The organism is Caulobacter sp. GW821-FHT09A05 (assembly GCF_059418465.1).
This window is the reverse complement of the sequence record NZ_JBWKPX010000002.1, coordinates 1-25,317: the sequence shown is the minus strand read 5'-3', so window position 1 is coordinate 25,317 and position 25,317 is coordinate 1. Positions and strand designations below refer to the sequence as shown.

General features: G+C 68.4%; 25 protein-coding genes. 15 read left to right on the top strand and 10 right to left on the bottom strand.

The genetic code is table 11. The annotated features are described in order from the left end of the window. Positions 1-173 precede the first annotated feature (173 nt). Positions 174-1,718 (top strand): tetratricopeptide repeat protein, encoded by a 1,545-nt coding sequence (locus AC07NX_RS01965; RefSeq protein ID WP_494638653.1) that lies wholly within the window; start codon positions 174-176, stop codon positions 1,716-1,718. A 104-nt stretch (positions 1,719-1,822) separates the two neighbouring features. Here AC07NX_RS01965 and AC07NX_RS01960 read toward each other — a convergent pair whose 3' ends face one another. After that, positions 1,823-3,349, bottom strand: a complete 1,527-nt coding sequence (locus AC07NX_RS01960; RefSeq protein ID WP_494638651.1) for a response regulator — start codon at positions 3,347-3,349, stop codon at positions 1,823-1,825. 185 nt (positions 3,350-3,534) lie between these two features. Between AC07NX_RS01960 and AC07NX_RS01955 the strand changes: the two genes are divergently transcribed. Further along, positions 3,535-3,870 (top strand): hypothetical protein, encoded by a 336-nt coding sequence (locus AC07NX_RS01955; protein ID WP_494638649.1) that lies wholly within the window; start codon positions 3,535-3,537, stop codon positions 3,868-3,870. Positions 3,871-3,917: 47 nt separating this feature from the next. Then, complete coding sequence (locus AC07NX_RS01950; protein ID WP_494638648.1) at positions 3,918-4,064, top strand: hypothetical protein; 147 nt, start codon at positions 3,918-3,920, stop codon at positions 4,062-4,064. 338 nt (positions 4,065-4,402) lie between these two features. On the opposite strand, the gene AC07NX_RS01945 is transcribed toward AC07NX_RS01950, so the two are convergent. From AC07NX_RS01945 to AC07NX_RS01935, 3 genes are all read right to left on the bottom strand, one after another. Continuing rightward, positions 4,403-4,861 carry a response regulator gene (locus tag AC07NX_RS01945; RefSeq protein ID WP_494638646.1) on the bottom strand — a complete coding sequence of 153 codons (459 nt, stop codon included), beginning with the start codon at positions 4,859-4,861 and terminating at the stop codon, positions 4,403-4,405. 13 nt (positions 4,862-4,874) lie between these two features. Next, positions 4,875-5,972 (bottom strand): sensor histidine kinase, encoded by a 1,098-nt coding sequence (locus tag AC07NX_RS01940; protein WP_494638644.1) that lies wholly within the window; start codon positions 5,970-5,972, stop codon positions 4,875-4,877. Positions 5,973-6,297: 325 nt separating this feature from the next. Beyond that, complete coding sequence (locus tag AC07NX_RS01935; RefSeq protein ID WP_494638642.1) at positions 6,298-9,135, bottom strand: TonB-dependent receptor; 2,838 nt, start codon at positions 9,133-9,135, stop codon at positions 6,298-6,300. Between the two features lie 619 nt (positions 9,136-9,754). On the opposite strand from AC07NX_RS01935, the gene queC reads away from it, so the two are divergent. From queC to AC07NX_RS01910, 5 genes are all read left to right on the top strand, one after another. Continuing rightward, on the top strand, positions 9,755-10,546 hold the full coding sequence (gene queC / locus AC07NX_RS01930) for a 7-cyano-7-deazaguanine synthase QueC (RefSeq protein ID WP_494638640.1): 792 nt from the start codon (positions 9,755-9,757) through the stop codon (positions 10,544-10,546). Positions 10,547-10,675: 129 nt separating this feature from the next. After that, positions 10,676-11,308 (top strand): 7-carboxy-7-deazaguanine synthase, encoded by a 633-nt coding sequence (gene queE / locus AC07NX_RS01925; RefSeq protein ID WP_494638638.1) that lies wholly within the window; start codon positions 10,676-10,678, stop codon positions 11,306-11,308. Between the two features lie 74 nt (positions 11,309-11,382). Then, a complete protein-coding gene (locus AC07NX_RS01920) occupies positions 11,383-11,748 on the top strand; it encodes a 6-pyruvoyl trahydropterin synthase family protein (protein WP_494638636.1) in 366 nt (121 codons plus the stop codon). A gap of 222 nt (positions 11,749-11,970) precedes the next feature. After that, a complete protein-coding gene (locus AC07NX_RS01915) occupies positions 11,971-12,348 on the top strand; it encodes a YciI family protein (protein ID WP_494638634.1) in 378 nt (125 codons plus the stop codon). Between the two features lie 11 nt (positions 12,349-12,359). Then, entirely contained in the window at positions 12,360-12,779 is a 420-nt protein-coding gene (locus tag AC07NX_RS01910) for a hypothetical protein (RefSeq protein ID WP_494638632.1), read from the top strand. Between the two features lie 15 nt (positions 12,780-12,794). On the opposite strand, the gene AC07NX_RS01905 is transcribed toward AC07NX_RS01910, so the two are convergent. Then, entirely contained in the window at positions 12,795-13,028 is a 234-nt protein-coding gene (locus AC07NX_RS01905; RefSeq protein WP_494638630.1) for a hypothetical protein, read from the bottom strand. A gap of 299 nt (positions 13,029-13,327) precedes the next feature. Beyond that, positions 13,328-13,834, bottom strand: a complete 507-nt coding sequence (locus tag AC07NX_RS01900) for a response regulator (RefSeq protein ID WP_494638628.1) — start codon at positions 13,832-13,834, stop codon at positions 13,328-13,330. 331 nt (positions 13,835-14,165) lie between these two features. Between AC07NX_RS01900 and AC07NX_RS01895 the strand changes: the two genes are divergently transcribed. Then, positions 14,166-14,378, top strand: a complete 213-nt coding sequence (locus AC07NX_RS01895) for a hypothetical protein (protein WP_494638626.1) — start codon at positions 14,166-14,168, stop codon at positions 14,376-14,378. 212 nt (positions 14,379-14,590) lie between these two features. Here AC07NX_RS01895 and aroC read toward each other — a convergent pair whose 3' ends face one another. After that, complete coding sequence (gene aroC / locus AC07NX_RS01890) at positions 14,591-15,712, bottom strand: chorismate synthase (RefSeq protein WP_494638625.1); 1,122 nt, start codon at positions 15,710-15,712, stop codon at positions 14,591-14,593. Between the two features lie 214 nt (positions 15,713-15,926). Between aroC and AC07NX_RS01885 the strand changes: the two genes are divergently transcribed. After that, positions 15,927-16,379 carry a hypothetical protein gene (locus tag AC07NX_RS01885; protein ID WP_494638623.1) on the top strand — a complete coding sequence of 151 codons (453 nt, stop codon included), beginning with the start codon at positions 15,927-15,929 and terminating at the stop codon, positions 16,377-16,379. 174 nt (positions 16,380-16,553) lie between these two features. Here the strand turns inward: AC07NX_RS01885 and AC07NX_RS01880 are convergent, their stop codons facing one another. Next, positions 16,554-17,894 carry a pectate lyase gene (locus AC07NX_RS01880; protein ID WP_494638621.1) on the bottom strand — a complete coding sequence of 447 codons (1,341 nt, stop codon included), beginning with the start codon at positions 17,892-17,894 and terminating at the stop codon, positions 16,554-16,556. A 348-nt stretch (positions 17,895-18,242) separates the two neighbouring features. On the opposite strand from AC07NX_RS01880, the gene AC07NX_RS01875 reads away from it, so the two are divergent. The 4 genes from AC07NX_RS01875 (at position 18,243) to AC07NX_RS01860 (ending at position 21,949) form a co-directional block, all read left to right on the top strand. Then, the gene (locus AC07NX_RS01875; RefSeq protein ID WP_494638619.1) at positions 18,243-19,343 is read left to right on the top strand and encodes a cache domain-containing protein; all 1,101 of its coding nucleotides are present in this window, start codon (positions 18,243-18,245) and stop codon (positions 19,341-19,343) included. A gap of 407 nt (positions 19,344-19,750) precedes the next feature. Then, positions 19,751-20,755, top strand: a complete 1,005-nt coding sequence (locus AC07NX_RS01870; protein WP_494638618.1) for an RHS repeat-associated core domain-containing protein — start codon at positions 19,751-19,753, stop codon at positions 20,753-20,755. 8 nt (positions 20,756-20,763) lie between these two features. Beyond that, a complete protein-coding gene (locus AC07NX_RS01865; protein WP_494638616.1) occupies positions 20,764-21,150 on the top strand; it encodes a hypothetical protein in 387 nt (128 codons plus the stop codon). A gap of 103 nt (positions 21,151-21,253) precedes the next feature. Further along, positions 21,254-21,949: an IS6 family transposase gene (locus AC07NX_RS01860; protein ID WP_494638614.1), complete on the top strand. Its 696-nt coding sequence runs from the start codon at positions 21,254-21,256 to the stop codon at positions 21,947-21,949. Between the two features lie 64 nt (positions 21,950-22,013). Here AC07NX_RS01860 and AC07NX_RS01855 read toward each other — a convergent pair whose 3' ends face one another. Then, the gene (locus AC07NX_RS01855; RefSeq protein WP_494638612.1) at positions 22,014-22,790 is read right to left on the bottom strand and encodes a site-2 protease family protein; all 777 of its coding nucleotides are present in this window, start codon (positions 22,788-22,790) and stop codon (positions 22,014-22,016) included. 238 nt (positions 22,791-23,028) lie between these two features. Beyond that, positions 23,029-24,348, bottom strand: a complete 1,320-nt coding sequence (gene aptA, locus AC07NX_RS01850) for an omega-aminotransferase AptA (RefSeq protein WP_494638610.1) — start codon at positions 24,346-24,348, stop codon at positions 23,029-23,031. A gap of 78 nt (positions 24,349-24,426) precedes the next feature. Here aptA and AC07NX_RS01845 point away from each other — a divergent pair, with 78 nt between their 5' ends. Continuing rightward, positions 24,427-25,107 carry a GntR family transcriptional regulator gene (locus AC07NX_RS01845; RefSeq protein ID WP_494638608.1) on the top strand — a complete coding sequence of 227 codons (681 nt, stop codon included), beginning with the start codon at positions 24,427-24,429 and terminating at the stop codon, positions 25,105-25,107. Positions 25,108-25,317 lie beyond the last annotated feature (210 nt).

Here is a 25,317-nt window from a genome sequence, read left to right as displayed (position 1 = left end):
ATGTTTCGGAGTGGCGTCGATGACCGAGTTTCCCGCCCTGCCGACGCGCGACGGGGCCGACGACCTGATCGACCGCTACAGCGAGCGCGAGGCCAGGCGGTCGGCCCGCTTCGCCGCTTGAGTTTCGGCGCGGCCCCGGACTAACCTCAGGTCGAGTGGCTTCGAGGGCGGACATGGTCAGGTGGGGCGCGGCGGCCGACGGGGCCGATCGGCGGAGCGTGGTGCTGGGGCTGCTGACGCTGTCCGCGGCGGGCAACAGGGCGCGGGCCGAGACGGCGCAGCCCAAGGCGGCGCCAACCGGCTCCTGGCGCCGGGCGGAGACCTCGCGGTTCGTGATCCATGGGCCGGTCGGCGAGGACGTGCTGCGCGACTACGCCACGCGGCTCGAGGACTTCGACATGGTCCTGCGGTCCATGCACGGCTTGCCGATCAACGCCGCGCCGCCGCGCAAGCTGGACATCTATCTGGTGCGCGGCGCGGCGATGCTGCGCCGGGCCAGGCCAGCCGCCGACGAGACCCTGCGCGGCTACTACGTCGCCGACGCGACCGGCATCGCCTGCGTCGCCACCGTCGGCCGGGCCAAGGAGGTCGAGAACGACGACGTGATGCTGCACGAGTACGTGCACCATTTCATGAAGCAGTACTTCAACTACGCCTATGCGCCATGGCTGGTCGAGGGCTACGCCGAGTACTTCATGACGACGGACATCCGCGGCGACAGCATCGTCGTTGGCAAGTTCAATTCGAACCGGGCCGCGTGGCTGATGCAGAGCGATTGGCTCCCGCTGGACAGGCTGCTCAGCGAGAGGCCCCGGGTCGGCGACCCGAAATGGGTCAACTACTATCCGCAGGCCTGGCTGCTGACCCACTACATGATGAGCGATCCGGCCCGCTACGCCCAACTCCAAGCCTATATGAAGGCGGTCGGCGGCGGCGCGTCGTCGGTCCAGGCGATGGAGGCGGCGACCGGCAAGGCCCTGGCCGTCCTGCAGAAGGACCTGCGCGATTACACCCGCTCCCCGCTGCCGGTCAGCGCCTTCACCCGCAAGCGCAGCCGCCCGGTCGAGGTGACCGTGACCGCCATGCCGGCCTCCGCCGACGACCTGCTGCTGGAGACGGTGCGGATGATTTCGCCGGTCGGCGACACGGCGGCGCGCAAAACCTTCGCCGAGGACGTCAGCAAGCGCGCCGCCCGCTATCCGGGCGACCCCCTGGCGGAACGGGCCCTGGCCCAGGCCCGGCTTCAGGCCGAGGACTACGCCCTGGCCCAGGCGGTGATCGAGCGGCGTCTGGCCGCCGCGCCGGACGACGTCGAGGCGCTGGAACTGAAGGCCTTGACCCTGATGGCGATGGGCGACGCCGACCCCGCCCAGCAGCCGGCGCTCTACAAGCAGGCCTCGCTGGTGTTGGGGCAGGCCTTCAAGCTCGACGGCGCGCGCTACCAGATCCTGCTGGCCTACGCCCGCAGCCGCTCGCTGTCGCCGGGCTATCCCAGCGACAACGTGATGGAGGGCCTGTTGCTGGCCGCCGAACTGGCGCCGCAGGTGGCGGACGTGACGCTGCAGACGGTGCAGGCGCTGGCCATGCGAGGCGACTACGCGCGAGCGGTGGTGCTGCTGCGGCCTCTGGCCAACGACCCGCACGGCGGCGGCGCGACCTTGCGGGATCTGCTGGCCCGGATGGAGGCCGAGGCGGCCAAGGGCAAGGCCGCGGGCTAGGACGTGGCAGCCGAAAGTGTGAGCGGTTTCGGCGCCTGCCACGCTCTGAATGTTTGATTTAGAGCCTCTTAGCCTCACATGAGCCCATGTGAGGCTAAGAGGCTCTAGGCCGCGGCCTCGGCGTCCTCGTCCTCGTCGGCGCCCAGCAGGGCCGACAGCACCACGGCCAGGCGTTCGGGCTTGATGGGCTTTTCGACCACGTCCTGCATGCCGGCGGCGATGTAGGTGGCCACGTCGTTGGGGTCGGCGTTGGCGGTCAGGGCGACGATCGGCGCCGAGCCGGCCCGGCCGGGCAGTTCGCGGATGGCGCGGGTGGCGCTGACGCCGTCCATGCGCGGCATCTTGATGTCCATCAGGATCAGGTCGAAGCGGCCCGACCTGGCGGCCTCGACCGCCTCGACGCCGTCGACCACCTGCTCGGACGTGCAGTCGAACATCTCGCACAGGGCCTCGGCGACCATGCGGTTGGTGGCGTTGTCGTCGACGATCAGGATGTGGGCCGAGCGGGCGTCCATCATCGGCTCCTCGTCGGCTTCCGCCGCCAGCGAGGCCTCCGGCACGATCAGGGTGAACTGCAGGGTCAGGCCGGCGCCCAGGTTGGCCTCGGCCCGCAGCGGGCCGCCCATGGCCCGGGTCAGGCCGTGGGCCAGGGCCATGCCGACGCCCAGGGCCAGCTCGTTGCGATCCTCGAAGGTGGCCGCGCCCAGCGGGTCGAACACCCGGGCCAGGCGGACCTTGGCCGAGCCCGCGGCGTTGTCGCGCACCCGGGCCTCCAGCTTCAGGCCGCCCTCGACGGGACGGGCCTTGAGGCTGGCCTCGATCACGCCGCGGCCATGGGCCAGGGCGCTCTCGATCAGGGCGTCGAACACCTGCAGCACCCGGTCGGCGTCGATCAGGGCGGCGGCCTCGGGATCGCCGTCATAGGAGAACAGCAGGGTGCTGCCGCCCTCGGCGGCGCGGGGCGCCCAGCGGGCCTCGACGGCGTCGCTGAGGTCGCGCAGCAGGGCGGGGGCGGGCGACAGGGTCAGGCCGCCGGTCGCCGCGCGACGCAGGTCCATGGCCCGGCCCAGGACCAGGTTCATGTCGCGGCTGGTGTCGCCGATGGCGCGGACATAGGCGCTGGCGTCGGGGGTCAGCCGCGACTGCTCCAGCCGGTCGGTGAAGGCCAGCACGCCTTCCAGGTGGCGGCCGATGTCGTGGGCCATGCGCTCGACCAGGGCCATGGCCTCGTCGGCCTCGTGCTGGCGGCGACGATGCGAGGTGAGCAGCGAGTTCAGCCCGCCGACGCCGACATAGTCGCCGGCCTCGTCGACGGCGACATAGGCGCTGCGGAACACGGGGGTGGCGCTGTGGGCGATGCGTTCGACGAAATCGGCGACGCAGAGCTTGGCGTCGACCCGGCGCGGATTGGCGTCCATGACCTCGGCGATCGGGCGCCGCGCCAGGTCGGGGGCGACGGCCATCTGGCCCAGGAACACGTCGCGATAGACCAGGCCCAGGGGCTTGCCGTCCACGACCACGGCCAGGGCGGCCATGTGGCCATCGGCGTCGAACAGCGCCCGGACCTCGGCGCACGGGGTCGCGGGGTCGATCGGGGCTCGGCGGTCGATAAGGCGGGCGAGCGTATCCATGCAGCCATTCGGCGAGGCGTCGTTGGGATCTCACCTTCGCCGGTTGGCGTTGCGGAGTCGTAAATGGCCGGCGTGTTTGGCGAGCTTGACCTGCGACGGGTTGTCCCTGCGGCGTCTTCGGGACTTGGATACGTAAGATGCGGTCGTCGCTTCCCCGATCGCCAGGGTTGGGGCAGGATGCGAGCATGATGGGCGGACGCGCGAAAACGGGCGGATGGGCGCGGGGACTGATGTTCCTGTGCGCGCTCCTGCTGTTCGCCGCCCCCGCCATGCCGGCCGCCGCCGCGACGCTGAAGGGCGATTGCTGCGCCGAGGCGCCTTGCCCTGAGGGCGGCCATGACCACGACCAGGGCAAGACGGCGCCATGCCCCGACGCCTGCGTGCTGGCCTGCCACGTCCTGGTGACGCCCGAGGCCCCGGTGGTCGGACCGGCCGAGATCGGCGCCGCGCCCCTCCGGCCCATGAGATCCCCGCCGCCCCCGGGCCGCGCCCTGGCGCCGGAGCTTCCGCCGCCCCGATGACCCCGCGTTCAGACGAAAACCCATCCTTCTGAAATCGGAAAATCATCATGAAACGCATCGTCTCGACCGCAGCCTTCATGCTGCTGGCCTCCGCCACGGCCGCCTACGCCGCCGCGCCGGACGCCGTGACCAAGGCCGTCCAGGCTTGCTGCGCCCTCGGCGCGGCCTGCTGCAACGGCGGTCCCTGCTGCTGATCTAGCCGCTTGCGCTAGACGGGACGCCCGCTCCGCGAGGGGCGGGCGTTTTCGTGTCCGGGCCCCGTCCTTTGGCGAGCTCGACCCTGCAACGGGCCGGCCGGCCGTCCGAATGTCTGGGCTAGAGTCTGTGGACAGTTGACGGTCTTGGGCCGAATTCCTCGTCCTTCGACAAGCTCAGGATGAGGAATTCTACTCAACCGCCTTACCAGTAGCCCTCATCCTGAGCCTGTCGAAGGACGAGGGCGCGGCCTCGACGCCAAACGCCTAATGGTCCACGGACCCTAGGGCGGGAATGACGAAAAGTTTGGTGGTCTTCGGCTGAATGTCGATCCGCCCTAGGCCGCCGGCGCGAGGTCGAAGCCGTCGCCCTCGAAGACCTCCAGCCGGCTCGGCTTCGGCAGCGACGCGTCGCCCTTCAGGCGGGCCAGGAGATGGGCGACGGCCAGCACCATGTCCGCGGCGTCGTAGGGCTTGGGCAGCGAGGCGATCGCCACCGTCTGGGCCGACCGCGCGCGACTGACCTGCCCGCTGATGAACAGCACCGGGATGCCCAGGTCCTTCAGGTGTTCGGCGAGCTCCACGCCGTCGTCGCGACCGGCCAGCCGGATATTGACCAGGGCCAGGTCGGGCTTGCACGCCTTGGCGACCTCGACCGCCTCGGCGTGACGGTCCGTGAGGTCCAGGACCCGGTATCCGGCGTCCTCCAGTTCGTCCTTCAGGACGGTCGCCACCAGGACCTCGTCTTCGACGATCATCAGGATCTTGCCGGTTGGGCCGTCCCACAAAGCGGTCATGATCATTCAATCCCTATCGACCGCCGATGGCGCTGGTTCCGGCGTCGGCCCGCTCGGCCCGCGCGCTCGCCGTCTCCGGGTCGTCCTGCACGAGGGCGACCTGGGTGTGCTCGATCGAAACCAGGGTGCCCGGATGCCGTGGCGTGGTCTCGACGGTGGCGCTCAACTGCCGAGCCAGGGCCTGGACGATGCTCGAGCCCAGGCCTTTGCGCGCGGTCGCCGGCATGCCGACCCCGTCGTCGCGCACGCACAGGGTCCAGTTGGGTCCATGGAAACTGTAGTCGATGGCGATCTTCCCCGGCCGGTCGTCGGGAAAGGCGTGCTTGAGCGCGTTGATCACCAGTTCGGTGACGATCAGGCCCAGGCTCACCGAAATCCTGGATTCCACGACCCCCCGGCCGCCCTCCACCGTCAGGGCGATATGGTCCTGTTCGCCGATGATCGAGGCCGAGATGATCTCGCAGAGGCTGGTGAAATAGGCGTGCATCTCGACCCCGTCGCCCTCGGAGGTGGACAGCAGGCGCTCCAGGGCGGCCACGGACATCACGCGATGGTGGGCGTCCTTGAGGTGGCCGCGCGTCTCGTCCGACTCGGTCCTGCGCGCGTTCTGCAGAAGGACGCTGGCGATGATCTGCAGGCTGTTGGCGACCCGGTGGCGCACCTCCCGCAGCAGCACGCCGGCTTCGCGCTGGGCGTTTTCCTGCAGCGCCGCGTCGGCGCGCGCGTCCGTCACGTCGGACACCGCCAGCAGCAGGCGTGTCCGCCCCAGATCCAGATAGTCCAGCCGCCTGGCCTGGACGACCAGGTGACGAACCGGTTGGTGGGCGGGCTTCAGATAGATGTCGCAGGCGTCCAGGCTCCCGTGGCCGGCGATGGTCGCGGTCATCAGGGATCGCAGGCCGGGACCATCCCAGCCGCCGGCGTCCAGGGCGTACAGCGCCTGGCCCGGGAGTTCGCCTGGATGGAAACCGAAGGCGGCGCAGAACGAGGTGCTGGCCGCGATGATCGTCAGCTGGTCGTCCAGGAGCACCAGGGGCGCGGGCGAAGACGTCACCACGGCCAAGGTCAGGCTCAGGGCGACATCTTCGGCGCTGGGTATTGAAGCAGGCATGGCAGGCTTTCGGAAAACCGGAGGCTCGCGGAGCGAAAGCCAGGGGGCCGGGAAATCGCGAAAGTCAGAAGAGCACGCGGCGTCGCGCCGTGATGATTCGCTTCCTGTCGCAACGCCCGCCCGCCCGTGAAGTTGCATCAATGTCATTAATGCATCTCAAGGTAGACTGCAAGGTCGTATAACGGGACTGGAAGCCGGCAGGGTGAAGAGCCGGGCAGGGCGCGCGCCGGCGCTTCGGACGTCCGGCGGCGGCGACGGCGTCCAGACGCAAAAGGGCGGCGGATCGCTCCGCCGCCCTTCCGGGGGTCCGCTGGCGAGGCGGGCGCTAGAACGACTTGGTCAGGCTGACGCCGTAGGTGCGGGGCTCCAGCGTGATCAGGTTGGTGAACAGGCCCGAGCTGTCGTCGGTGGTGTAGGCGTCGGTGATCGGCGTCTTGTCGCCCAGGTTCTTGACGTAGGCGTCGATCTGCAAGCCCCACTCGGGCTTTTCGACCTTCAGGGTGATGTTGGCGTTGTCCCACGACTTCAGCTGGTCGTAGGCGGTGTTGTAGACGCGGGTGTACTGCTTGCTCTGGCGGTAGTAGTCGCCGCGCAGGGTGGCCGACCAGCCGTCGGCGAAGTCCCAGGTGTACTGGGCGCCGACCGAGGTGGTCCAGTGCGGCGAGTTGGGCAGTTCGTTGCCCGACAGGTCCGCGGCCTTGCCCTCGATCGTGTAGCCGGCCCCGTAGTTGTACAGGCCCGTGGCGTTGGCCAGGAAGGCGGCCGTGCCCGCCGGCAGGCCCGCGCCGCCGGCCGCGGCCGGGGTCTGCAGGAAGGCCTGGAACACCTGCGGGCCGCCGCAGGCGAACGGCACGGTCGCGCCGGCCCCGGCCGCGATCAGGGTGGCGACCCCGGCCGTGGTCAGCACGCAGTTGGAACCGACCGCGACGTTGGGCAGGCTGGGGCCCGCCTTGACCACGGTATAGGCCGGGTTGCTCTGGGTGCGGTTCATGGTGTCGATCGACGACACGCCGTCGGCGATCTTGGTGTGCAGGTAGCCGAGGTTGGCGTTGAGCTTGAGGTTGCGGACCGGCGACCAGACCGTTTCCAGCTCCAGGCCGTAGACCGTGGCGTTGACGTTCTCGTTGACCGAGGTGCGGTTGACGATCTTGGAGATCTGGTAGCCCTGGTAGTCGTAGTAGAAGCCGGTGGCGTTCAGCATCAGGCTGCCGCCGGCCAGGGTGTTCTTCGATCCCAGCTCGAACGCGTTGACGAATTCGGGGTCGAACTGCGGCTTGACGCTGGCCGAGCCGGCCGCCGCCGGCGGGTTCGAGCCGCCGCCCTTGTAGCCCTTGGAATAGAAGGCGTAGAGCAGGTTGTCGTCGGTCAGCTTGTAGTCGAAGCCGAAGCGGCCGGTCAGCTCGTTGAAGACCGACCTTTCCTGCGGGTTGGTGGTGCTCTGCTTCAGGCCGATGCCCGGCGACAGCAGCACGGTGTCGTAGACGTCCAGGCGCTTGTCGTCGTGGGTGCGGCGCAGGCCCAGGGTGAACTTCAGCTTCTCGTTGGCCTGCCAGTACAGTTCGCCGAACAGGGCGTTCGACTTCAGGTGATAGGGCGAGCGGTTGTCATAGTAGTTGTGGCCGCTGCCGTCCGGCGTGGCGTTGGGGTCGATGCCGATGCAGCTGGTCGGCAGGGCGGTGGGGCTGCAGTTGGGGTTGCCGGTCCGCTGGAAGTTGAGGGCCAGGGCCGACAGGGTCAGCGAGTTGCCGATCACGTAGTAGTCGGTGACGGTCTTGTAGTCGAAATAGATGCCGCCGAAGTTGAAGTTCAGCGGGCCGTCGAAGTTCGACTGCAGCCGGACTTCCTGGCTCCACTGCTTGGAGTTGCCCGCGGAGACGTCCAGGGTGGTGAACTTGTTGGTGTTGCCCACCTGCGGGTCGTTGAAGAAGCCGCCGGGCGTGAGGCCCGTGCTGTTGAACGGAACGGTCGAGACGTTCCGATTGTAGTCCAGCTTCGTATAGACCTTGCCCTTGCTGTACGAGGTCATGGCCGTGAAGGTCAGGTTCTCGGTCAGGTCGTAGGCCAGGTTGAACTGGTAGATGTCGGATTTGGAGCGGTAGATCGGGTCGAACAGCGACTCGATTTCGCGCAGGTCGCGGCTGGTGGTGTCGCCGGCGTTGGCGTCGCCGCTGGTGAAGCCGAAGATGTTGCCCAGCTCGCCGGTCAGGGTGCCCGAGGTGTTGACCGTGCCGTAGGCGCTGTCCCCGTACAGCGAGGCGGGCAGGCAGCCCTGGCTCAGGAAGGCGCGGGCCGCGCCGCTGGGCACGCCGCCGACGGTGGCCGGGCCGTTGTCCTTGGTGCACAGCTGCTTGCCCACGCGGGCCCGGCTGTCGTCCTCTTTGAAATGCTCCCACATGAAGTTGGTGCGCAGCGACTCGATGGGGTTGAACATCACCGAGACGCGGGTCGAGTACAGGTCGCGGTCGTCGACCTTGTGGTCGTTGAAGGTGTTGGTGACGAAGCCGTCGCGCTTGAGGTAGTTGCCGGCCACGCGGACCGCCAGCTTGTCGCCCAGGATCGGCAGGTTGATCATGCCGCGGACCTTCTGGGTGTTGTAGTTGCCCAGTTCGCCGGTGATCTCGGCCTCGAAGGTGTCGGTCGGCTTGGCGGTGATGATGTTGACCACGCCGCCGGTGGCGTTGCGGCCGTACAGCGTGCCTTGCGGGCCGCGCAGCACCTCGACGCGCTCCACGTCGAAGAACTCGGCGTCGAACAGATTGCCCGACTGCAGCGGGGCGTTGTTCTCGTGGACGCCGACGCCGCCGTCGGTCGAGACGCCGACGGCCTTGTTGCCGATGCCGCGGATCGCGAAGTTGAAGCTGTTGGTGAAGTTGCCCTTGGCGAAGGTGACGTTCGGGATGGCCTGCTGCAGGTTGGGGCCGCCGTCGATCTTCTGCGCCTCCAGGGTGTCCTGGCTGAAGGCCGACACCGCGATCGGCACGTCCTGCAGGGCCTCTTCCTTCTTCTGGGCGGTGACGACCAGTTCCTCCAGCACGTTGCCGCCACCCTGCTGGGCGGACGGGGCGGAGGCCGTCTGGGCGAAGGCGGGGGCGGCGACGGCGGCCAGCACGGTCACGGACGCGCCCATGGCCAGCAGGCTCCGCATACGCAGAGATTGCGACATTCTATTCCCTCCCTGGACGTCGCGGTTCCTTATGGCGGACCCTGCGGGCGTCGTGTTGTTTCCTCGGCGCCGTACTTTTGAGCACTACGCGGGCGTACGGCTGGCCCTTCGCAGCATCCGATGATTGCATACTTGGCGTCTTGGGCTGTCAACCGGCCAAAGTCTATGTGATCATTGATATGTTACACGTTTTCACTTTACGCCGGCGCGTATTGACCTGTCGGCGCAAGTTTTCATTGAAATTAGAAAAGGTGGTCCGGCGCGTGACGTTGCGTCAAGCGTGATTTCAGGCCGAAAAACCTTGGTGCGACCCCCAGAGGCGCGCGGCCCATAGTCGCCCATTCGCGCCGAAGGTACAGCCCAAATATCAGCGTTCGAAACGATTGTTCGGGTGTGAGGCCTGGGGCGCACACTCATGGCGAGCGCTTTGGGGAGCGATAATTTCGTTGTCATCCCGGAAGCCTCGCAGAGGCTGTCCGGGACCCAGGGGCCGGCGCACTACGGTGGTGCTGGGTCCTGGGTCCGCGGGCCGCCGCGCGGTGGGATGACAACAAAGAGCGGTGAGCGGGCGTCCCCGGCCCCGGTCGTCAAGTCCGCGCGCCTCGTGTAGAGAGACGCCATGTCCACTCCTGAAATTTCCACCGCGTCCGGCGTTTCGCGGGCCGACGCCGCCCTGGTGCTGTTCTCCGGCGGCCAGGACAGCAGCGTCTGCCTGGCCTGGGCCCTGGAGCGCTACGCCCGGGTCGAGACCGTCGGCTTCGACTACGGCCAGCGCCACGTGATCGAGATGCAGGCCCGCCAGGCGGTGCGCCGCCAGATGGCCCAGCGTTTTCCCCACTGGGCCGAGCGCCTGGGCGAGGACCATGTGCTGGACCTGACCGGCTTCGGCGCCGTGGCCCAGAGCGCCCTGACCGCCGACGTCGCCATCGAGATGACCGAGCGCGGCCTGCCCTCGACCTTCGTGCCCGGCCGCAACCTGGTGTTCCTGATCTACGCCGCCGCCCTGGCCGACCGCCGGGGCCTGGGGGCGCTGGTCGGCGGCATGTGCGAGACCGACTTCTCGGGCTATCCCGACTGCCGCCGCGACACCCTGGACGCCATGCAGGCCGCCCTGAACCTGGGCATGGACCGCGACTTCGTCATCGAGACCCCGCTGATGAAGCTGACCAAGGCGGAGACCTGGGCCCTGGCCAAGACCCTGGGCGGCGAGGACCTGGTCGACCTGATCGTGGTCGAGAGCCACACCTGCTACCAGGGCGACCGCGGCGAACTGCACGCCTGGGGCCACGGCTGCGGCGAATGCCCCGCCTGCGAGCTGCGCCAGCGCGGGTACGAGGAGTGGGACGCGGCGGGGCGCTCTCCCCTTCCTTCTCCCCTTGCGGGAGAAGGTGGCGGCGAAGCCGTCGGATGAGGGGTCTCTCAAACCGATGACGCCGCACGCGATCGTTCCGCCCCACGCGGCGGACCTGGCTTTCAACCCCTCACCCGACGGTCCTCCGGACCGCCACCCTCTCCCGCAAGGAGAGAGGGGAGGGTTCCAATGACCTACACCGTCAAGGAGATCTTCCTCACCCTGCAGGGCGAGGGCGGGCAGGCGGGCAAGGCGGCGGTGTTCTGCCGGTTCGCCGGCTGCAACCTGTGGACCGGCCGCGAGCAGGACCGCCACAAGGCCGTCTGCACCTTCTGCGACACCGACTTCGTCGGGACCGACGGCGAGGGCGGCGGCAAGTTCACGACGGCCGACGCCCTGGCCGCCGCGGTCGAGGCCGCCTGGACCGGCGGGCCGGACGACCGGCTGGTGGTCTGCACCGGCGGCGAGCCGCTGCTGCAGCTGGACGCCGCGGCCATCGACGCCCTGCACGCGCGGGGCTTCATGATCGCGGTGGAGACCAACGGCACGGTCGTCGCGCCGGCGGGGATCGACTGGGTCTGCGTCAGCCCCAAGGCCGACGCCCCGGTCGTCCAGACCTCGGGCCAGGAGCTGAAGCTGGTCTATCCGCAGGACAAGGCGCTTCCCGAGCGCTTCGCGGACCTGGATTTCGAGCGCTTCTACCTGCAGCCGATGGACGGCCCGGACCGCGAGCGCAACACGCAATTGGCCGTCGCCTATTGCCTTTCGCACCCACAATGGCGTTTAAGCGTCCAGACGCACAAATATCTCGGCCTGCCCTGACGGATAAGGCGCTCGACCTGGTGACAGGGTCGAGCCGCTAGAGCCTCCCAGGCCTTGTCAAAAGAAGTACCCTGATGAAGCCCGTCTTCGAGATCACGAAGGCCGCGCATTTCGACGCGGCCCACTATATCGAGCAAGGTCCCGCCGACCATCGCTACCGCAAGCTGCATGGCCACTCGTTCAAGGTCGAGGCCAGCGTCAGGGGGACGATGCAGGACGCCGGCTGGGTGGCCGACCTCGACAGCCTGGACGGCGTGCTGAAGGCGGTGGCCGCCGAGCTGGACCACGGCCTGCTGAACGACCGCCCCGGCCTGGAAAGCCCGACCCTGGAGCGGATCTGCCTCTATTTCGCCGAGCGCCTGGCGCCCCAGTTCCCGGGCCTGTCGCGGGTGGTGGTTTCCCGCCCGACGATTGGTGAGAGCTGCGCGCTGAGCCTCTAGGCCGCGGACGCCCCCTCCGTCACGATGCGTATCCGCATCGCGCCACCTCCCCCGCCTTGCGGGTGAGGAGGAAGCGGGCCGATCTTCTCCTCCCCCGTGAAACGGGGGAGGTGGCGGCGAAGCCGACGGAGGGGGCGTCCACCCTCCGGAAAACACCGGTCTTCCTTCCTGCCCGGACCTGCCTTATCCCTACGCCGCCGATGTCGCCGGGGAAGGCCGCGAATGCTGTACATGCTGCTGTGCTACAACAACGAGACCGAGGTCATGGGCTGGACCCAGGAACAGGACGACGCCGTCATGGGGCGCCTGTCGGTCGTCCATGACCGGTTGGTCGCCGAGGGCAAGCTGGGGCCGTCGGGTCGGCTGCAGGGCACCTCCAGCGCCAAGACCCTGGTCAAAAGCGAGACCCCGTTCGTCGTCGACGGCCCGTTCGCCGAGACCAAGGAGCAGTTCCTGGGCTTCTACGTGCTGGACGTCGCCGACATGGACGAGGCCCTGGCCGTCGCCCGCGAGCTGGGCGTGGCCAATCCCGGCGGGGCCTACGAGGTGCGGCCCATGCGGCTGTACCTGCCGGGGACGATCGCGGCCGAGGAGGCCTGAAAGTCGAAGCCATGCGCCATCGAGTCTTCGCCGTCCTGCTGGGCCTGGTCCTGGCCGCCGCGCCCGCCGTCGCCGGCGCCGAGACCTGGCGGTGCTCGGCCAGGAAGGGCCCGGTGACCCACGACCTGTCGGCGACGGTCGAGGGCGAGCGGGTGACGGGCTTCGACTACCTGGCCTCGACCAAGGGGGCGTCCGACGCCACCAGCTGCAGCCTCGCCCCCGAGGGCGGGCCCGTGGCCGGCCCGGACGGCGTCACCACCTTCCCGCTGACCGACGACGACGTCGCGGTAGCCCGCAGGCGTAGTGACACGATCGTCTTCGACTTCACGCGGACCCGCCTGAGCAACTACTGCGGCCAGTCCTCGACCATCGCCGAGACCCTGACGATCAAGGCCGGCGCCAAGCGCTGCCTGGCGGTGAAGAACCAGTAGACGGAGGGCGAGGCCCTAGCCGTCCCGCTGCGACTTCTTCCATTCCTTGAACTCGCGCTCTTCGCGGTCCTTCTTGCTTTCGCCGGGGATCACCGCCTTGCCGGCGCCGACCACGACCTTGCCGGTGGTTCCGACCACGGCCGCGCCCGCGCCGACCACGGCGCCGCCGGCGGCGACGGCCAGGCAGCCCTGGCTGGTGGTGGCGACGGCCAGCAGGGCCAGGACGAGGGGCAGGCGACGCGGGGACATGTGACGCGACATTGGGGCAAGCTCACTGCAGGTGGGGCGAGCGTTCTAGCCCGGGACGGCTCCAGGGTCGCCGCGTCCGATGGCCGCTGTATGGCCGGATGGGCAGGGGTATCGCATATGCCTCAAAACGGTTGTCATCCCGGACGAGCGCGCAGCGCGAAGATCCGGGACCGTGGCGTGAGCTCAGGGCTTGCGGCGGTCCCGGATCGGCGCCCGGCTCCGCCGAGCTTGTCCGGGATGACAGATTCTTTCAGAGCAAATCCATATGCGATAGCCCTGGCCGGATGGGGGAGGCCCGTTCAGTACGACACATCCTCCACCCCCGGATCCCCCTGGCGGCGCCAGGGGCCGGTGAAGGCCGGGTCCTGCCGGCGACGGCGGTCGGGGCCGAAATAGGTGGCGCAGCGGATGAACGGCCGGGGGTGCTCGATCAGCAGGTTGATGCGGTGGATCACGCCGCGCGCCGTCACCGGCTTGGCCAGGAACTCGTTGACCCCGGCGTCGCGCGCCTCGGCCACCCGGCGCATCGTGGAATGGCCGGTGATCATGATGACCGGCGCGAACGGGTTGGGGCTGTCGGGCGAATTGCGCAGCAGGTTGACGAAGTCGATGCCGTCCAGCGGACCCATGGTCAGGTCGGTCATGACCAGGTCCATCTCGATCTCGCGCATCGTCTGCAGCGCCTCGGCGCCGTCCTGCGCCTCGAAGATCCGCCGCACGCCCAGCGCCCGCAGGATCTCGGCCAGCAGCAGGCGCATGTGCTGATTGTCGTCGACCAGCAGGATCTTCAGGAGATCGAAGCGCACGGGCCCCCCGGCTGGCTCGCTCGACGGCCGCGTCGAGCGGATCGTGCCGCCCGAACGTTACGGCGCTGGCGCGGACGGTCAATCGAAATCGCCGAAAAGTTCAATGTTTTCAAGCGTAAGTTGGATTTCGGCCAGGTGCGCGCCAGGTGACGCGCCGGCGGCGAAGGAGCGGGCCAAGGCGCGGGCGAGCGGACCGGCCCTGAGTCTTCGTCGCGCCTCGGGCCAGACTATCCTTAACGCCGGCGACGCTTGGTTACCTTTTGTCAACGAAAAACTTAGGAACGAGACCCCGCCGCCGAGAGTTGATGCGCCGAAGGGATATGAATTCCACATGGCCTCCCGTGACGAACTCATCAAGCGCGAAGCTCTCGAGCTCTGGAAGCAGATGCATGACGAGCCTCCGCCCGAGGTGGGCGGGGTGGAATTGCTTGAGATCATCTGCCGAAATCTGGACATCCAGGACTACGACCGCGTCCGCTCGCCGTTCCTGCGTCCCACGATGATCCTGCGGCCCGAAGAGTGGCCGGAAGCCCAGAAGGCCTAGGGACCGTCCTCAATTGCGCGTCGGTGACACCCAAGCGAAATCGGCGCTCTAATTGGTCGTCATCCCGGGACCCAGGGGCCGGCGCGGTGCGCTCGCCCCTGGGTCCCGGCCCTACGGTCCGCCAGGCGGACCTTCGGCCGGGATGACAACTGAAAATCAACGATCCAATTGAGTCCGGACCCTAGCCGGGGTCTCGGCCCCGAGCGCGCGAGCTAGAAGCGCCCGCTCATCCCCGGAACGAACGCCCCGCCGCCGGTCTGGGCCCGGTGGCGCAGGAAGGCGTCGGCCAGGACGCAGGCGGTCATCGCCTCGACCACCGGCACGCCGCGGATGCCCACGCAGGGGTCGTGGCGGCCCTTGGTGCGCAGGTCGATCTCTTCGCCCGCCTCGTTGACGCTCTCGCGCGGGGTCAGGATCGACGAGGTCGGCTTGAAGGCCACGCGGGCCACCACGGGCTGGCCGGTCGACAGGCCGCCCAGCACGCCGCCGGCGTGGTTGGACAGGAACACCGGGCCGTCGTTCCCCATCCGCATCTGGTCGGCGTTCTCCTCGCCCGACAGGGCGGCGCTGGCGAAGCCCTCGCCGATCTCCACGCCCTTGGCGGCGTTGATCGACATCAGGGCCGCGGCCAGTTCGGCGTCCAGCTTGCCGTACAGCGGCGCGCCCCAGCCGGCCGGCACGCCGGTCGCCTCCACCTCGACGACCGCCCCGGTCGAGGAGCCGGCCTTGCGGACCTTCTCCAGGTGCTCTTCCCACACCGGGATGACCGCCGCGTCCGGCGACCAGTAGGGGTTCTGCTCGACCTGGTCCCAGTCCCAGTTCGCGCGGTCGATGGCGTGCGGGCCGATCTGGACCAGGGCCGCGCGCACCGTGACGCCGGGGATCACCAGCCGGGCGATGGCGCCGGCCGCCACCCGCGCGGCGGTCTCGCGCGCCGAGCTGCGCCCGCCGCCGCGATAGTCGCGCACGCCGTACTTGGCGAAATAGGGATAGTCGGCATGGCCGGGCCGGAAGGCCTGGGCGATCTCGCCATAGTCCTTGGAGCGCTGGTCGGTGTTGTCGATCATCAGGCTGATCGGCGTGCCGGTCGTGCGTTGACCCTCCGTGCGCTCGTCCTCGAACACGCCCGACAGGATGCGCACGGCGTCCGGCTCCTGGCGCTGGGTGACGAACTTGCCGTTTCCCGGCCGGCGCTTGTCGAGGAAGGCCTGGATCTGCTCGGCCGTGATGGCGATGCCGGGCGGCACGCCGTCGACCACGCAGCCCAGGGCCGGGCCGTGACTTTCGCCCCAGGTGGTGACGCGGAACAGGTGGCCGAAGGTGTTGTGCGACATGGGGGCGGTGTAGCGGAAAGCGCGGGACGGGGCAAAGCCAAGGGCGCCCCTTCCGGGCGGCGCCCAGGATGCTTCGCCGTTAACTACATCCTATAGTAGAATTAATGCTTAAGCTCTCAAAGGTTGCATTTGATGCAACTCCAGAGTACTATTTTCGGTGTCGTTACTTGAGGTAGCATCCCGGCATGGCCGGGCAAAACAGGGAGTAAGAGACATGACCACCGGCACAGCGAACTTCACCGGCGATTGCGGCGAGTGCACGAACGGCTACTACAGCGCCACCTCCACGGGCGGCATGCAGCCCAACCAGTCGGCCACGGTCAACGGCAATTCCCCCCAGAACTGCGTCGTGGCCAATGACGGCGGGACGGTCTTCGCGATCGAGCTACAGTCCATCGCCGGCCTCTACAACTACCAGGTCCGCGTCGACGCCCAGGGCCCCAAGGGCGCCTTCAGCGGCTCGATGTACCTGGCGTTCGAGGACCAGACGGGCGACGTCTACTATCTGAGCATCTTCTCCTCGACGCGCGAATGGCACGAGGTGTCGTACAACAGCAGCCAGCCGGCCATCGTGAAGATCTACTGGAGCGACTATTCCTTCACCGTCGCCAGCGGCGACGCCAGCAAGGCCAAGCCCGCCTACAAGGTGCTGAGCCCGGTCGGCTAGGGCGGATCGGCGGGGTAACCCGTTGTCATCCCGGAAGCCTCGCAGAGGCTGTCCGGGACCCAGGAGACTGGGCCAAAGCGGTGCGGCTCACCTGGGTCCCGGACAAGCGCTCCGCGCTTTCCGGGATGACAACCGTTTCGGGCGGTGGTTCCGCCCGAGGAGGGCCCGAACAGGTCACCCCCGCCGCCTCGCCGCCTCGGCCAGATAGTCCTCCAGGTTCGTCCAGCCGTCGCCGTCGCGGTCCAGCGCCCCATCGGCCCGTTTAGGGTTGAAGCCGTGCGCCGTCTCCCAGGCGTCCGGCATGCCGTCGCCGTCGGTGTCGACCGCCGCGACGCCCGCCGGCAGGGCCGGCCAGCCGCCGACCTGGGCCTGGCTGTCGATCAGCCGGCCGGTCTTGTCGCGCACCCCGGCCACGATCCGCGCGTCGACGCTGTCGCGGAACACCCTGGCCCCCGCGTCCTTCAGCACCCGCTCATAGGCCGTGGCGGCGGGGTCGGCCTCGACCGGCGCCACGTCGATCGGCCCGGCCTGGCGCCAGCCCGGGGCCTGCAGCCCGCTGACCAGGCTCCAGGGATCGGTGGGCACGACGCCGTTCATGCTGTTGCCGGCGAACCAGGCCTTGGCCAGGCTGTTGCTCTCGTTGAACGCGATGGGCTTTTCGCTGTCGGGGCCCATGACATAGGCGTTGTCGACGAAGCTGTAGGCCGCCAGGGCCGCCTTGTCGGCGTCGTAGCCGGCATGGCCCTTGCCCCAGTTGTAGAAGACGTTGGAGCGGAACTCGAAGAACGCCCCGACCGGGTCCTTGTCCGGCCCCTCGTAGTTGCCGGGACGCGGCATGCGGGCCAGGTGGTTGGCCCACAGGTTGTGGTGGAAGCTGATCCTTGAGCCGTCGCCGCCGCGGATCAGGCTGCCATAGCCGTGGTCGCCCTTGGCGTGGATCGAATGGCGCAGGCTCTCGGCGATGATCGACCATTGGACCGTGAGGTCATAAAAGCCCTGACCGGGCGTGTCGTAGCGGGCGCTGGCCGACAGGGTCTCGTCCACCGACCAACTGGCCGACACGTGGTCCAGGATGATCCGCCGCCCGGAATTGATCCAGATCGCGTCGCCCTCGGTCCGGCTCTCGTCGCCCAGGCGCGAGCGGATGAAGCGGATGACCACGTCGTCGGCGGCCACCACCAGGGTGTGGTCGCGCAGGGTGATCCCGCCGCCGGGCGCGGTCTGGCCGGCGATGGTGATCCGGCCGTTGGCGATCTTCAGTTCGCGCTTCAGCGGGATCGTGCCGGCGACCGCGAAGACGACCGTGCGCGGGCCCTGGGCCTCGACGGCGGCGCGCAGGGAGCCGGGGCCGGAGTCCTCCAGGTTGGTCACCCTGATCACCGCCCCGCCGCGCCCGCCGAGCGCCAGCCGCCCCGCGCCCTCGGCCCCGGGGAAGGCGACGACCTCGCGCGGGGCGGCCTGGGCGGTGGCGGAAAGGGCCAGGGCGGCTGCCAGGGTGGCGGTACGGATAAGCATGCGGTTCCCCCCATTTTTCTTGTTCCGCTCATCCCGGCGAACGCCGGGATGAGCGGTTGATAGGGGCAGCATCCCTCGTCCCAAAACCCTTGTCCACCGGTGTCATCGGGCGGTGGCAAGGCTTCGAGGCGATCGCCGGGCAAAAGAGGTGGTCGCCTGTGATGCTTAATGAGGCAAGGATTGCCGTCAAATCTGGCAAATCGCGGCGCCACATGCCGCCGAGCCGGTCAGAAACCGCGACGGATTGTCCGACCCCCGTTCTGAAAGCTGACACCAGTGTCATTCTCGCTCGTCTGGCGAGTGATTCGGCTGTTCCGGGTCCCGCCGCCGGTTTCGGGGGAAACCATCATGGCAGGACCTTCGGCGGGCGACGACGCCAGCCTCCGTCCAGAACGCATCCTGGAGCTCAGCGAACGGCTGAGCGCGGTGGCCGGCGAGAAGATCGGCGAGATCGCCTATGTCAACCGCTCGGCCAAGATGCTGGCGATCAACGCCCTGATCGTCGCCGCCCGGGCCGGCGAGGCGGGGCGCGGCTTCGCGATCGTCGCCGAGGAGTTCAAGACCATTTCCACCCAGATCGACGTGGTGGCCGCCGCCCTGGAGAGCCAGGTGCGCGCCGACCTCGACGAGCTGACCGCGATCGGCGGCGCGATCCTGGGCCATCTGCGCGGACAGCGCCTGGCCGACCTGGCCCTGAACGCCATCGAGATCATCGACCGCAACCTCTATGAGCGCACCTGCGACGTGCGCTGGTGGGCGACCGACAGCGCGGTGGTCGACTGCGTGGCCACCCCCTCGCGCGAGGCCTCGACCCACGCCAGCCAGCGGCTGAAGGTGATCCTCGACGCCTACACCGTCTATCTGGACCTGTGGATCGCCGACCCCTCGGGCCGGGTGATCGCCAGCGGCCGCCCCGACCGCTATCCGGCCGCCCGCAACGCCTCGGTCGCCGACGCGCCGTGGTTCCGCGACGCCCTGCGCACCCGGTCGGGCGACGACTTCACGGTCTGCGACATCGAGCGGGTCAAGGCGCTGAACGACGCTCCGGTCGCCACCTACGCCACGGCCATCCGCGAGGGCGGCCAGGCCAACGGCCGGGTGCTGGGGGTGCTGGGCGTCCATTTCGACTGGAAGCCCCAGGCCCAGGCGGTGGTCGACGGCGTGCGCCTGACCGAGGAGGAGAGGGCCCGCTCGCGCGTGCTGCTGCTGGACCAGAACCACCGGGTGCTGGCCAGCTCGGACGGCAAGGGCGTGCTGGAGGAGACCTTCAAGCTCGACACCTCGGGCGGCGACATGGGGAGCTACGCCGACGGCGACCGCACCATCGGCTACGCCCTGACCCCCGGCTACGAGACCTATGGGGGCCTGGGCTGGTACGGCTGCCTGGTCCAGACGGCGGAGGCGGAAAAGCCGGCCTCGACGTTTCGCCCGGGGGTGAAGGCGGCCTGACCCCGGACCCCTCTCCCCCCGCGGGCGAGGGTGGCCTCCGAAGGAGGTCGGGTGAGGGGGCGGACACTTCACTCAACCGACACAGGCCTTCAATCGCGCTCTAGCCGTTCGAATCGTATCCGGCGCGCCGTTTCGCGGACGTTCTTGGGCATTCCTGGAGTTTCCCGCAGGCGTCCGCAACGTCGGTGAAGGGTGGAGAACGTAGCCTGCCGGCTATGCCCCTTGTCCGCCCCGTGTAGTTGTGGAAGCGTTGCCTTATGAGAAGAGGCTTCGCTTTTATCCCGACATGCGATTGAGCAAGGCGATGCACAGCATGACCCCGTCCCTCGCAATCGGCGTTGGCCTAGTCGTTTTGGCTATTGGAGGCACGTTGGCTTGGTTCGGCGGGACACTTGCGAAGTCGGGCTTTGACGATAGCCTTCACCGTGCTGCACCGCGGCGAGGGTTCTTCATTAGCCTTTCCGCGTTTGGGGCAACGGCAAGCGGCCATCGCTTTCGAAGCTGTGCAAGCCGAGCGGGGCTCGATCACGGCCATGACCGACGCCGGCGGCGCGGCCGTCACGACGAACCGGTATGACGAGTTCGGCATCCCGGACGTCCGCAACAGGGGCCGGTTCCAATATACGGGGCAGGCTTGGCTGCCCGAATACGGCGTCGCCTATTACAAGGCCCGCATCTACTCCCCGTCACTGGGGCGGTTCATGCAGGCCGATCCCCTGGGCTACAGCGCCGGCATGAACTGGTACGCCTATTCGCTGAACGACCCGATCAACAACCGCGATCCAAGCGGCATGATCCCCTTCCTGCTGGTTCCGCCAGGCGCGATCTATGCCGCCCAGGCGTACTTGAACTCAGCGTATTTCAACAGCTTCTACTTCGACCCGATCGTCGTGACGGCGTTCCGCAACAACGGCTTCGAGGGCGTCGGCGCGTTCAACTTCGATCAGTACCCGCTTGAGCCGCTCTACTACGGCTATGGCGACGGCAGCGTCCAGGACAGCCAAGCCAAGTCGGTGGACACCACGGACACCTGCGGCCGCCCGATCACGAAGACCGGCCCGACGGTCAAGCCCGATCCGACCAAGCAGCTGGCCTTCATCACGCACCTCCACGAAGGCAACCCGATCCAGTCGGAGATCGACGCCGGCCGCGCTCACTTCCCCTATCCCGGGTCGGGGGACGGCATCACCGTGGCGCTCCGGCAGATCCCCAACTACACCATCAGCAAGATTGGGGTGACGGTGGTGCGACCGGGCCTGATCCCAGGCACGATCGTCGTCGACAAACTCACCCCCCAGGGCTTCGACGCGAGCTCCATGCCGAACGAGGCCTATCGCGCCTTGGCGGGCAACGCGCTCAACAGGTACAATGCGAAGAACAATCCGACGGCGCCCAAGGTGAACCCATGCTAGCGACGTCCATGATGTGGTTGGCCTTCGCGTTGGCGGCGATCGGCGGTTCCATGCCGGGCGCCGACGCAGGAGCCGCAGCGAAAGGAAGCGCCGCCGGGAGGACCGCCGTTGTCGGCTATCTCGATGTGGCTGGCACGACGATCACGCTGTACAGGACAAAGGCTGCGTTGAAGGCCAGGGACCGCAACAAGTGCATGGACGCGACCATGTTCCCGCTGCGCAAGATCGGCGAGGCGGCGCCCCTTCGCGGGCGAAAGGTCACCGCTTACGGCTATGTCGTGACAAAGGCCTACTATCTGGAACAGCAGGGGGACGACATCGCGCAAGGATTGTCTCCCATCCAGAGTCTGTGCCGCAATCCCAACGTGATGACGATCATCGAACTGGCGGATTGACCGCCGGGGACGTCGGCGATGATGGAGGCGGTGTTGTCAGCTTAGCCGCGCCGTTCTGCGCCGGAGACTGGACGCGATGCGATGATGCGGGCAGGAGCGCGTTATGCGCGCCTTATCCTTCAAACGTCACCGACTTCCGGCCGAGGTCATCCGCTATGCCGTGTGGCTCTACTTCCGCTTCACCCTGAGCTTCCGGGACGTCGAGGAACTGCTGGCCCAGCGCGGGATCGAGGCCAGCTACGAGACGATCCGCTGCTGGACGATCAAGTTTGGCCCGCAGATCGCCAGGAACCTTAAGCGTCGCCGCCCTGCGCCGTCTCCGCGTTGGCATCTGGATGAAATGGTCTGTTCGGTTGGCGGCCGTCGGATGTATCTCTGGCGCGCGGTCGATGACGAGGGGGAGGTCTTGGACCTTGTGATCCAGCATCGGCGCGACACGAACGCCGCTCTGAAGCTGCTCAAGCGCTTGCTGCGAAATCAGCCCGTAGAGCCTGTCTCGATCACCACCGATGGGCTGAGTTCCTACGCCGCCGCGTTGAAGGCGCTGGAGTTGACCGACCTCCACCGTCCCGGCCGATTGCGCGAAAACAACCGAGCCGAAAACTCCCATCTGCCGATCCGGCGACGAGAGCGAAAGATGCAGGGCTTCAAATCACAGGCCTCGGCCCAGCGCTTTCTCACCACCCATGCGGCGATCTACAACACCTTCTACACCCAACCTCAACGGATCCGCCGCCAGACTCTTCGCCAGTTCCGCGGCGAAGCCCTGCGCATCTGGAATGAGGCCGTTGCCGCCTGAAGGTTGCCGCTCGGGGCGCTTGATTTCGCCGGCCAAGTTAAGCTGACAATGCCAAGGAACCAGGTCATTCCCAGAACCGGAACGCCCGATACCCCGCGCCGATGTCGGGCCGCGAGATTCCGAACAGGTCGGTGATCGTCAGCACCACGCGAAACAGGGCGTGGTTGACCCCGGGGATGAAGAAGATCGCCAGGAACAGGCCGATGAACACCAGGCCGCCCACCTTCTGGGCCTGCTGCTGGACCGCCGGCGGCAGGTAGGGCCGGATCACGCCGAAGCCGTCCAGGCCCGGCAGGGGCAGCAGGTTCAGCACCAGGGCGAAGCCTTGCAGGAAGGCCAGGAAGGCGGCGGCGCGCGACAGCGGGCTGGTCTCGACGCCGAACGCCCGGTCCGCGCCCAGGCAGACGGCCAGGCCGACCAGAACCGCCAGGGTGCCCAGCGGCCCGGCCAGCGAGGCCAGGGCCCGTCCGCGCCGGCTGCGCATCAGGTCGTCGCGCAGATAGACCGCCCCGCCGGGAAAGCCGATCCCGCCCATCGCCAGCACCACCAGCGGCAGCACCAGGCTGGTCCCCAGGTCGGTGTATTTCAGCGGGTCCAGGGTCAGGTAGCCCTTCTGGGCGATCGTGTGGTCGCCGGCCTTGTAGGCCACGAAGGCGTGGGCGAACTCGTGCACCACCACGCTGAGGACCCAGCCGACGACCACGAAGGCGAAGGTCAGCACGCCGGGCGGCGCGTCCATCCGCGCCAGGGCGAAGGTCAGGGCGGCGAAGATCCCCGTCAGGATCAGGGCGTTGGCGCTGATCGGGGCGGGTTTGGCGAGCTGGGTGTCGGTGAGGGCCATGGGCCCTTATACAGCTTCTCCTCCCCAGCGCAGCGGGGGAGGGCCATCGCATCTGTCTCGAAACGATTGTCATCCCGGACGAGCGCGTAGCGCGAAGATCCGGGACCGGGGCGTGAACGCAAGTGCTTCCGGCGGTCCCGGATCGGCGCTCGGCTTCGCCGAGCTTGTCCGGGATGACAGGCTTTTTCAGAGCCCCGCTCGAGGGAGGCGACGCGGCGGAGGGCGTCCCACCGCCGGGTCAGTCAACCCTGCTCAACACCGCCCGGATCGTCTCCACCACCTGGTCCACCTGGCCCTGCTCGATGATCAGCGGCGGCGACAGGGCGATGATGTCGCCCGTCACGCGGATCAGCAGGCCCTGGTCGAAGGCCGTCTCGAACGCCGCCATCGCCCGGGCGGTGGGCGCGCCGGGCCTCGGCTCCAGCTCGATGCCGGCGATCAGGCCGAAGTCGCGGATGTCGACCACGTGGCGGGCGTCCTTCAGCGAATGGATCGCCGTCCGCCAGTAGGGCTCTATCTCCAGGGCCCGCTGGAACAGGCCCTCCTCCTGGTAGACCTCCAGCGTCGCCATTCCGGCCGCGCAGGCCAGGGGGTGGGCCGAATAGGTGTAGCCGTGGAACAGCTCGATCGCGGCGTCGGCGCCGTCCATCATCGCCTGGTAGATCGCGTCCGAGGCCGCCACGGCGCCGGCCGGCACGGCGGCGTTGGTCAGGCCCTTGGCCATGCAGATCATGTCGGGGACCACCCCGAACCGCTCGGCCGCGAAGGCCGCGCCGACCCGGCCGAAGCCGGTGATCACCTCGTCGAAGATCAGCAGGATGTCGTGCCTGTCGCAGATGGCCCGCAGGCGCTGCAGGTAGCCCTCGGGCGGGACCAGCACCCCGGTCGAGCCCGCCACGGGTTCGACGATCACCGCGGCGATGTTGCTGGCGTCATGCAGGGCGACGATGGCCTCCAGCGCGTCGGCCAGTTCGGCGCCGTGCTTCGGCTGGCCCTGGCTGAACAGGTTGCCGGCCACCCCGTGGGTGTGGGGCAGGTGGTCGACGCCGGTCAGCAGGCTTCCGAAATACTTGCGGTTGGTCGGGATGCCGCCCACCGAGATCCCCCCGAACCCGACGCCGTGATAGGCCCGCTCGCGGCCGATCAGCCGGGTCTTGGTCCCCTTGCCCCGGGCCCGGTGATAGGCCAGGGCGATCTTCAGGGCGGTATCGACCGACTCCGAGCCGGAATTGGTGAAGAAGATGCGGTCCAGGCCCTTGGGCGTGATCTGGGCGATGCGGCTGGCGAAGGCGAAGGCCGCCGGGTGGCCCATGTTGAAGCTGGGGGCGTAGTCCATCTCGCCGGCCTGGCGGCGAATCGCCTCGACGATCCTGGGGCGGTTATGGCCGGCGTTGACGCACCACAGGCCCGAGGTGGCGTCCAGCACCTGGCGGCCGTCGGGCGTGGCGTAGTGCATGCCCTCGGCGCGGGCCAGCATCCGGGGCTGGGCCTTGAAGCGCCGGTTGGGGGTGAAGGGCATCCAGAAGGCGTCGAGGTCGTTCGGGCCGAAATCAGGCATGGCGGGTCTCCGGAGGGCCTTGCATTGTGATCGCAATTGGAGGTCTCCTGTCCACCCCTGCTGAAAGAGGAGGCGCGGATGGTTGAGACAAGATCCCGCAAGCCCCTCGCCGACAGCCTGGCCGTCCACGACCAGGTCTATGAGGCCATCCGTCAGGCCCTGATCACCGGCCGCATCGCGCCCGGGGTCGGGGTGTCCCTGCGCAGCCTGGCGGCCGAGCTGGGCGTGTCGCCGATGCCGGTGCGCGACGCCGTGCGGCGGCTGTCGGCCGAGCGGGCGCTGGAGATCAATCCGGTCAACAAGCGCCTGAGCGTCCCGTCCCTGACCGCCCACCGGCTGGACCAGCTGGCCCAGGCCCGGCTGTGGGTCGAGCCGGAGCTGGCCGCCCGGGCCGCGCCCCACGCCGACGCCGCCCTGCTCAAGCGCCTGCGCGAGCTGGACGCCGCCATCGACGACGCCCTGAAGCTGGGCGACGTCGACGCCTACATGACCGCCAACCACGACTTCCACTTCGCGCTCTACCAGCGGGCGGGGGCCGAGGTGCTGCTGGCCATGGCCGGCGGGCTGTGGCTGCAGATCGGGCCGTTCATGCGGGTGGTGTTCGGCCGGGTCGGCGCCGACGGCCTGGTCGCCGACCGCCACGCCGAGGCCATGGAGGCCCTGAAGGCCCGCGACGCCGAGGGCGCGCGCCGGGCCATCGCCGCCGACCTGTCGGAGGGCATGGACAAGATGCGCGCGGCGGTGGAGGCGGGGCGGTGAGCCGCTTCCTTTTTCAGCCGTCATCCCGGGCCTTGTGCCCGGGACCCCTTTGTCCGCCGCAGGTGCAGAGGGGTGGCGCGCCGGCGCGCCATTTTGCTTCACCGTCGGCTGAACCAGGGGTCCCGGGCACAAGTGTTCAGTCCGGGGACATGCCTGACGGGTGTTCGGGGACATAGCTGACACATCATCATTGGCGGACTGGCTCGAAGG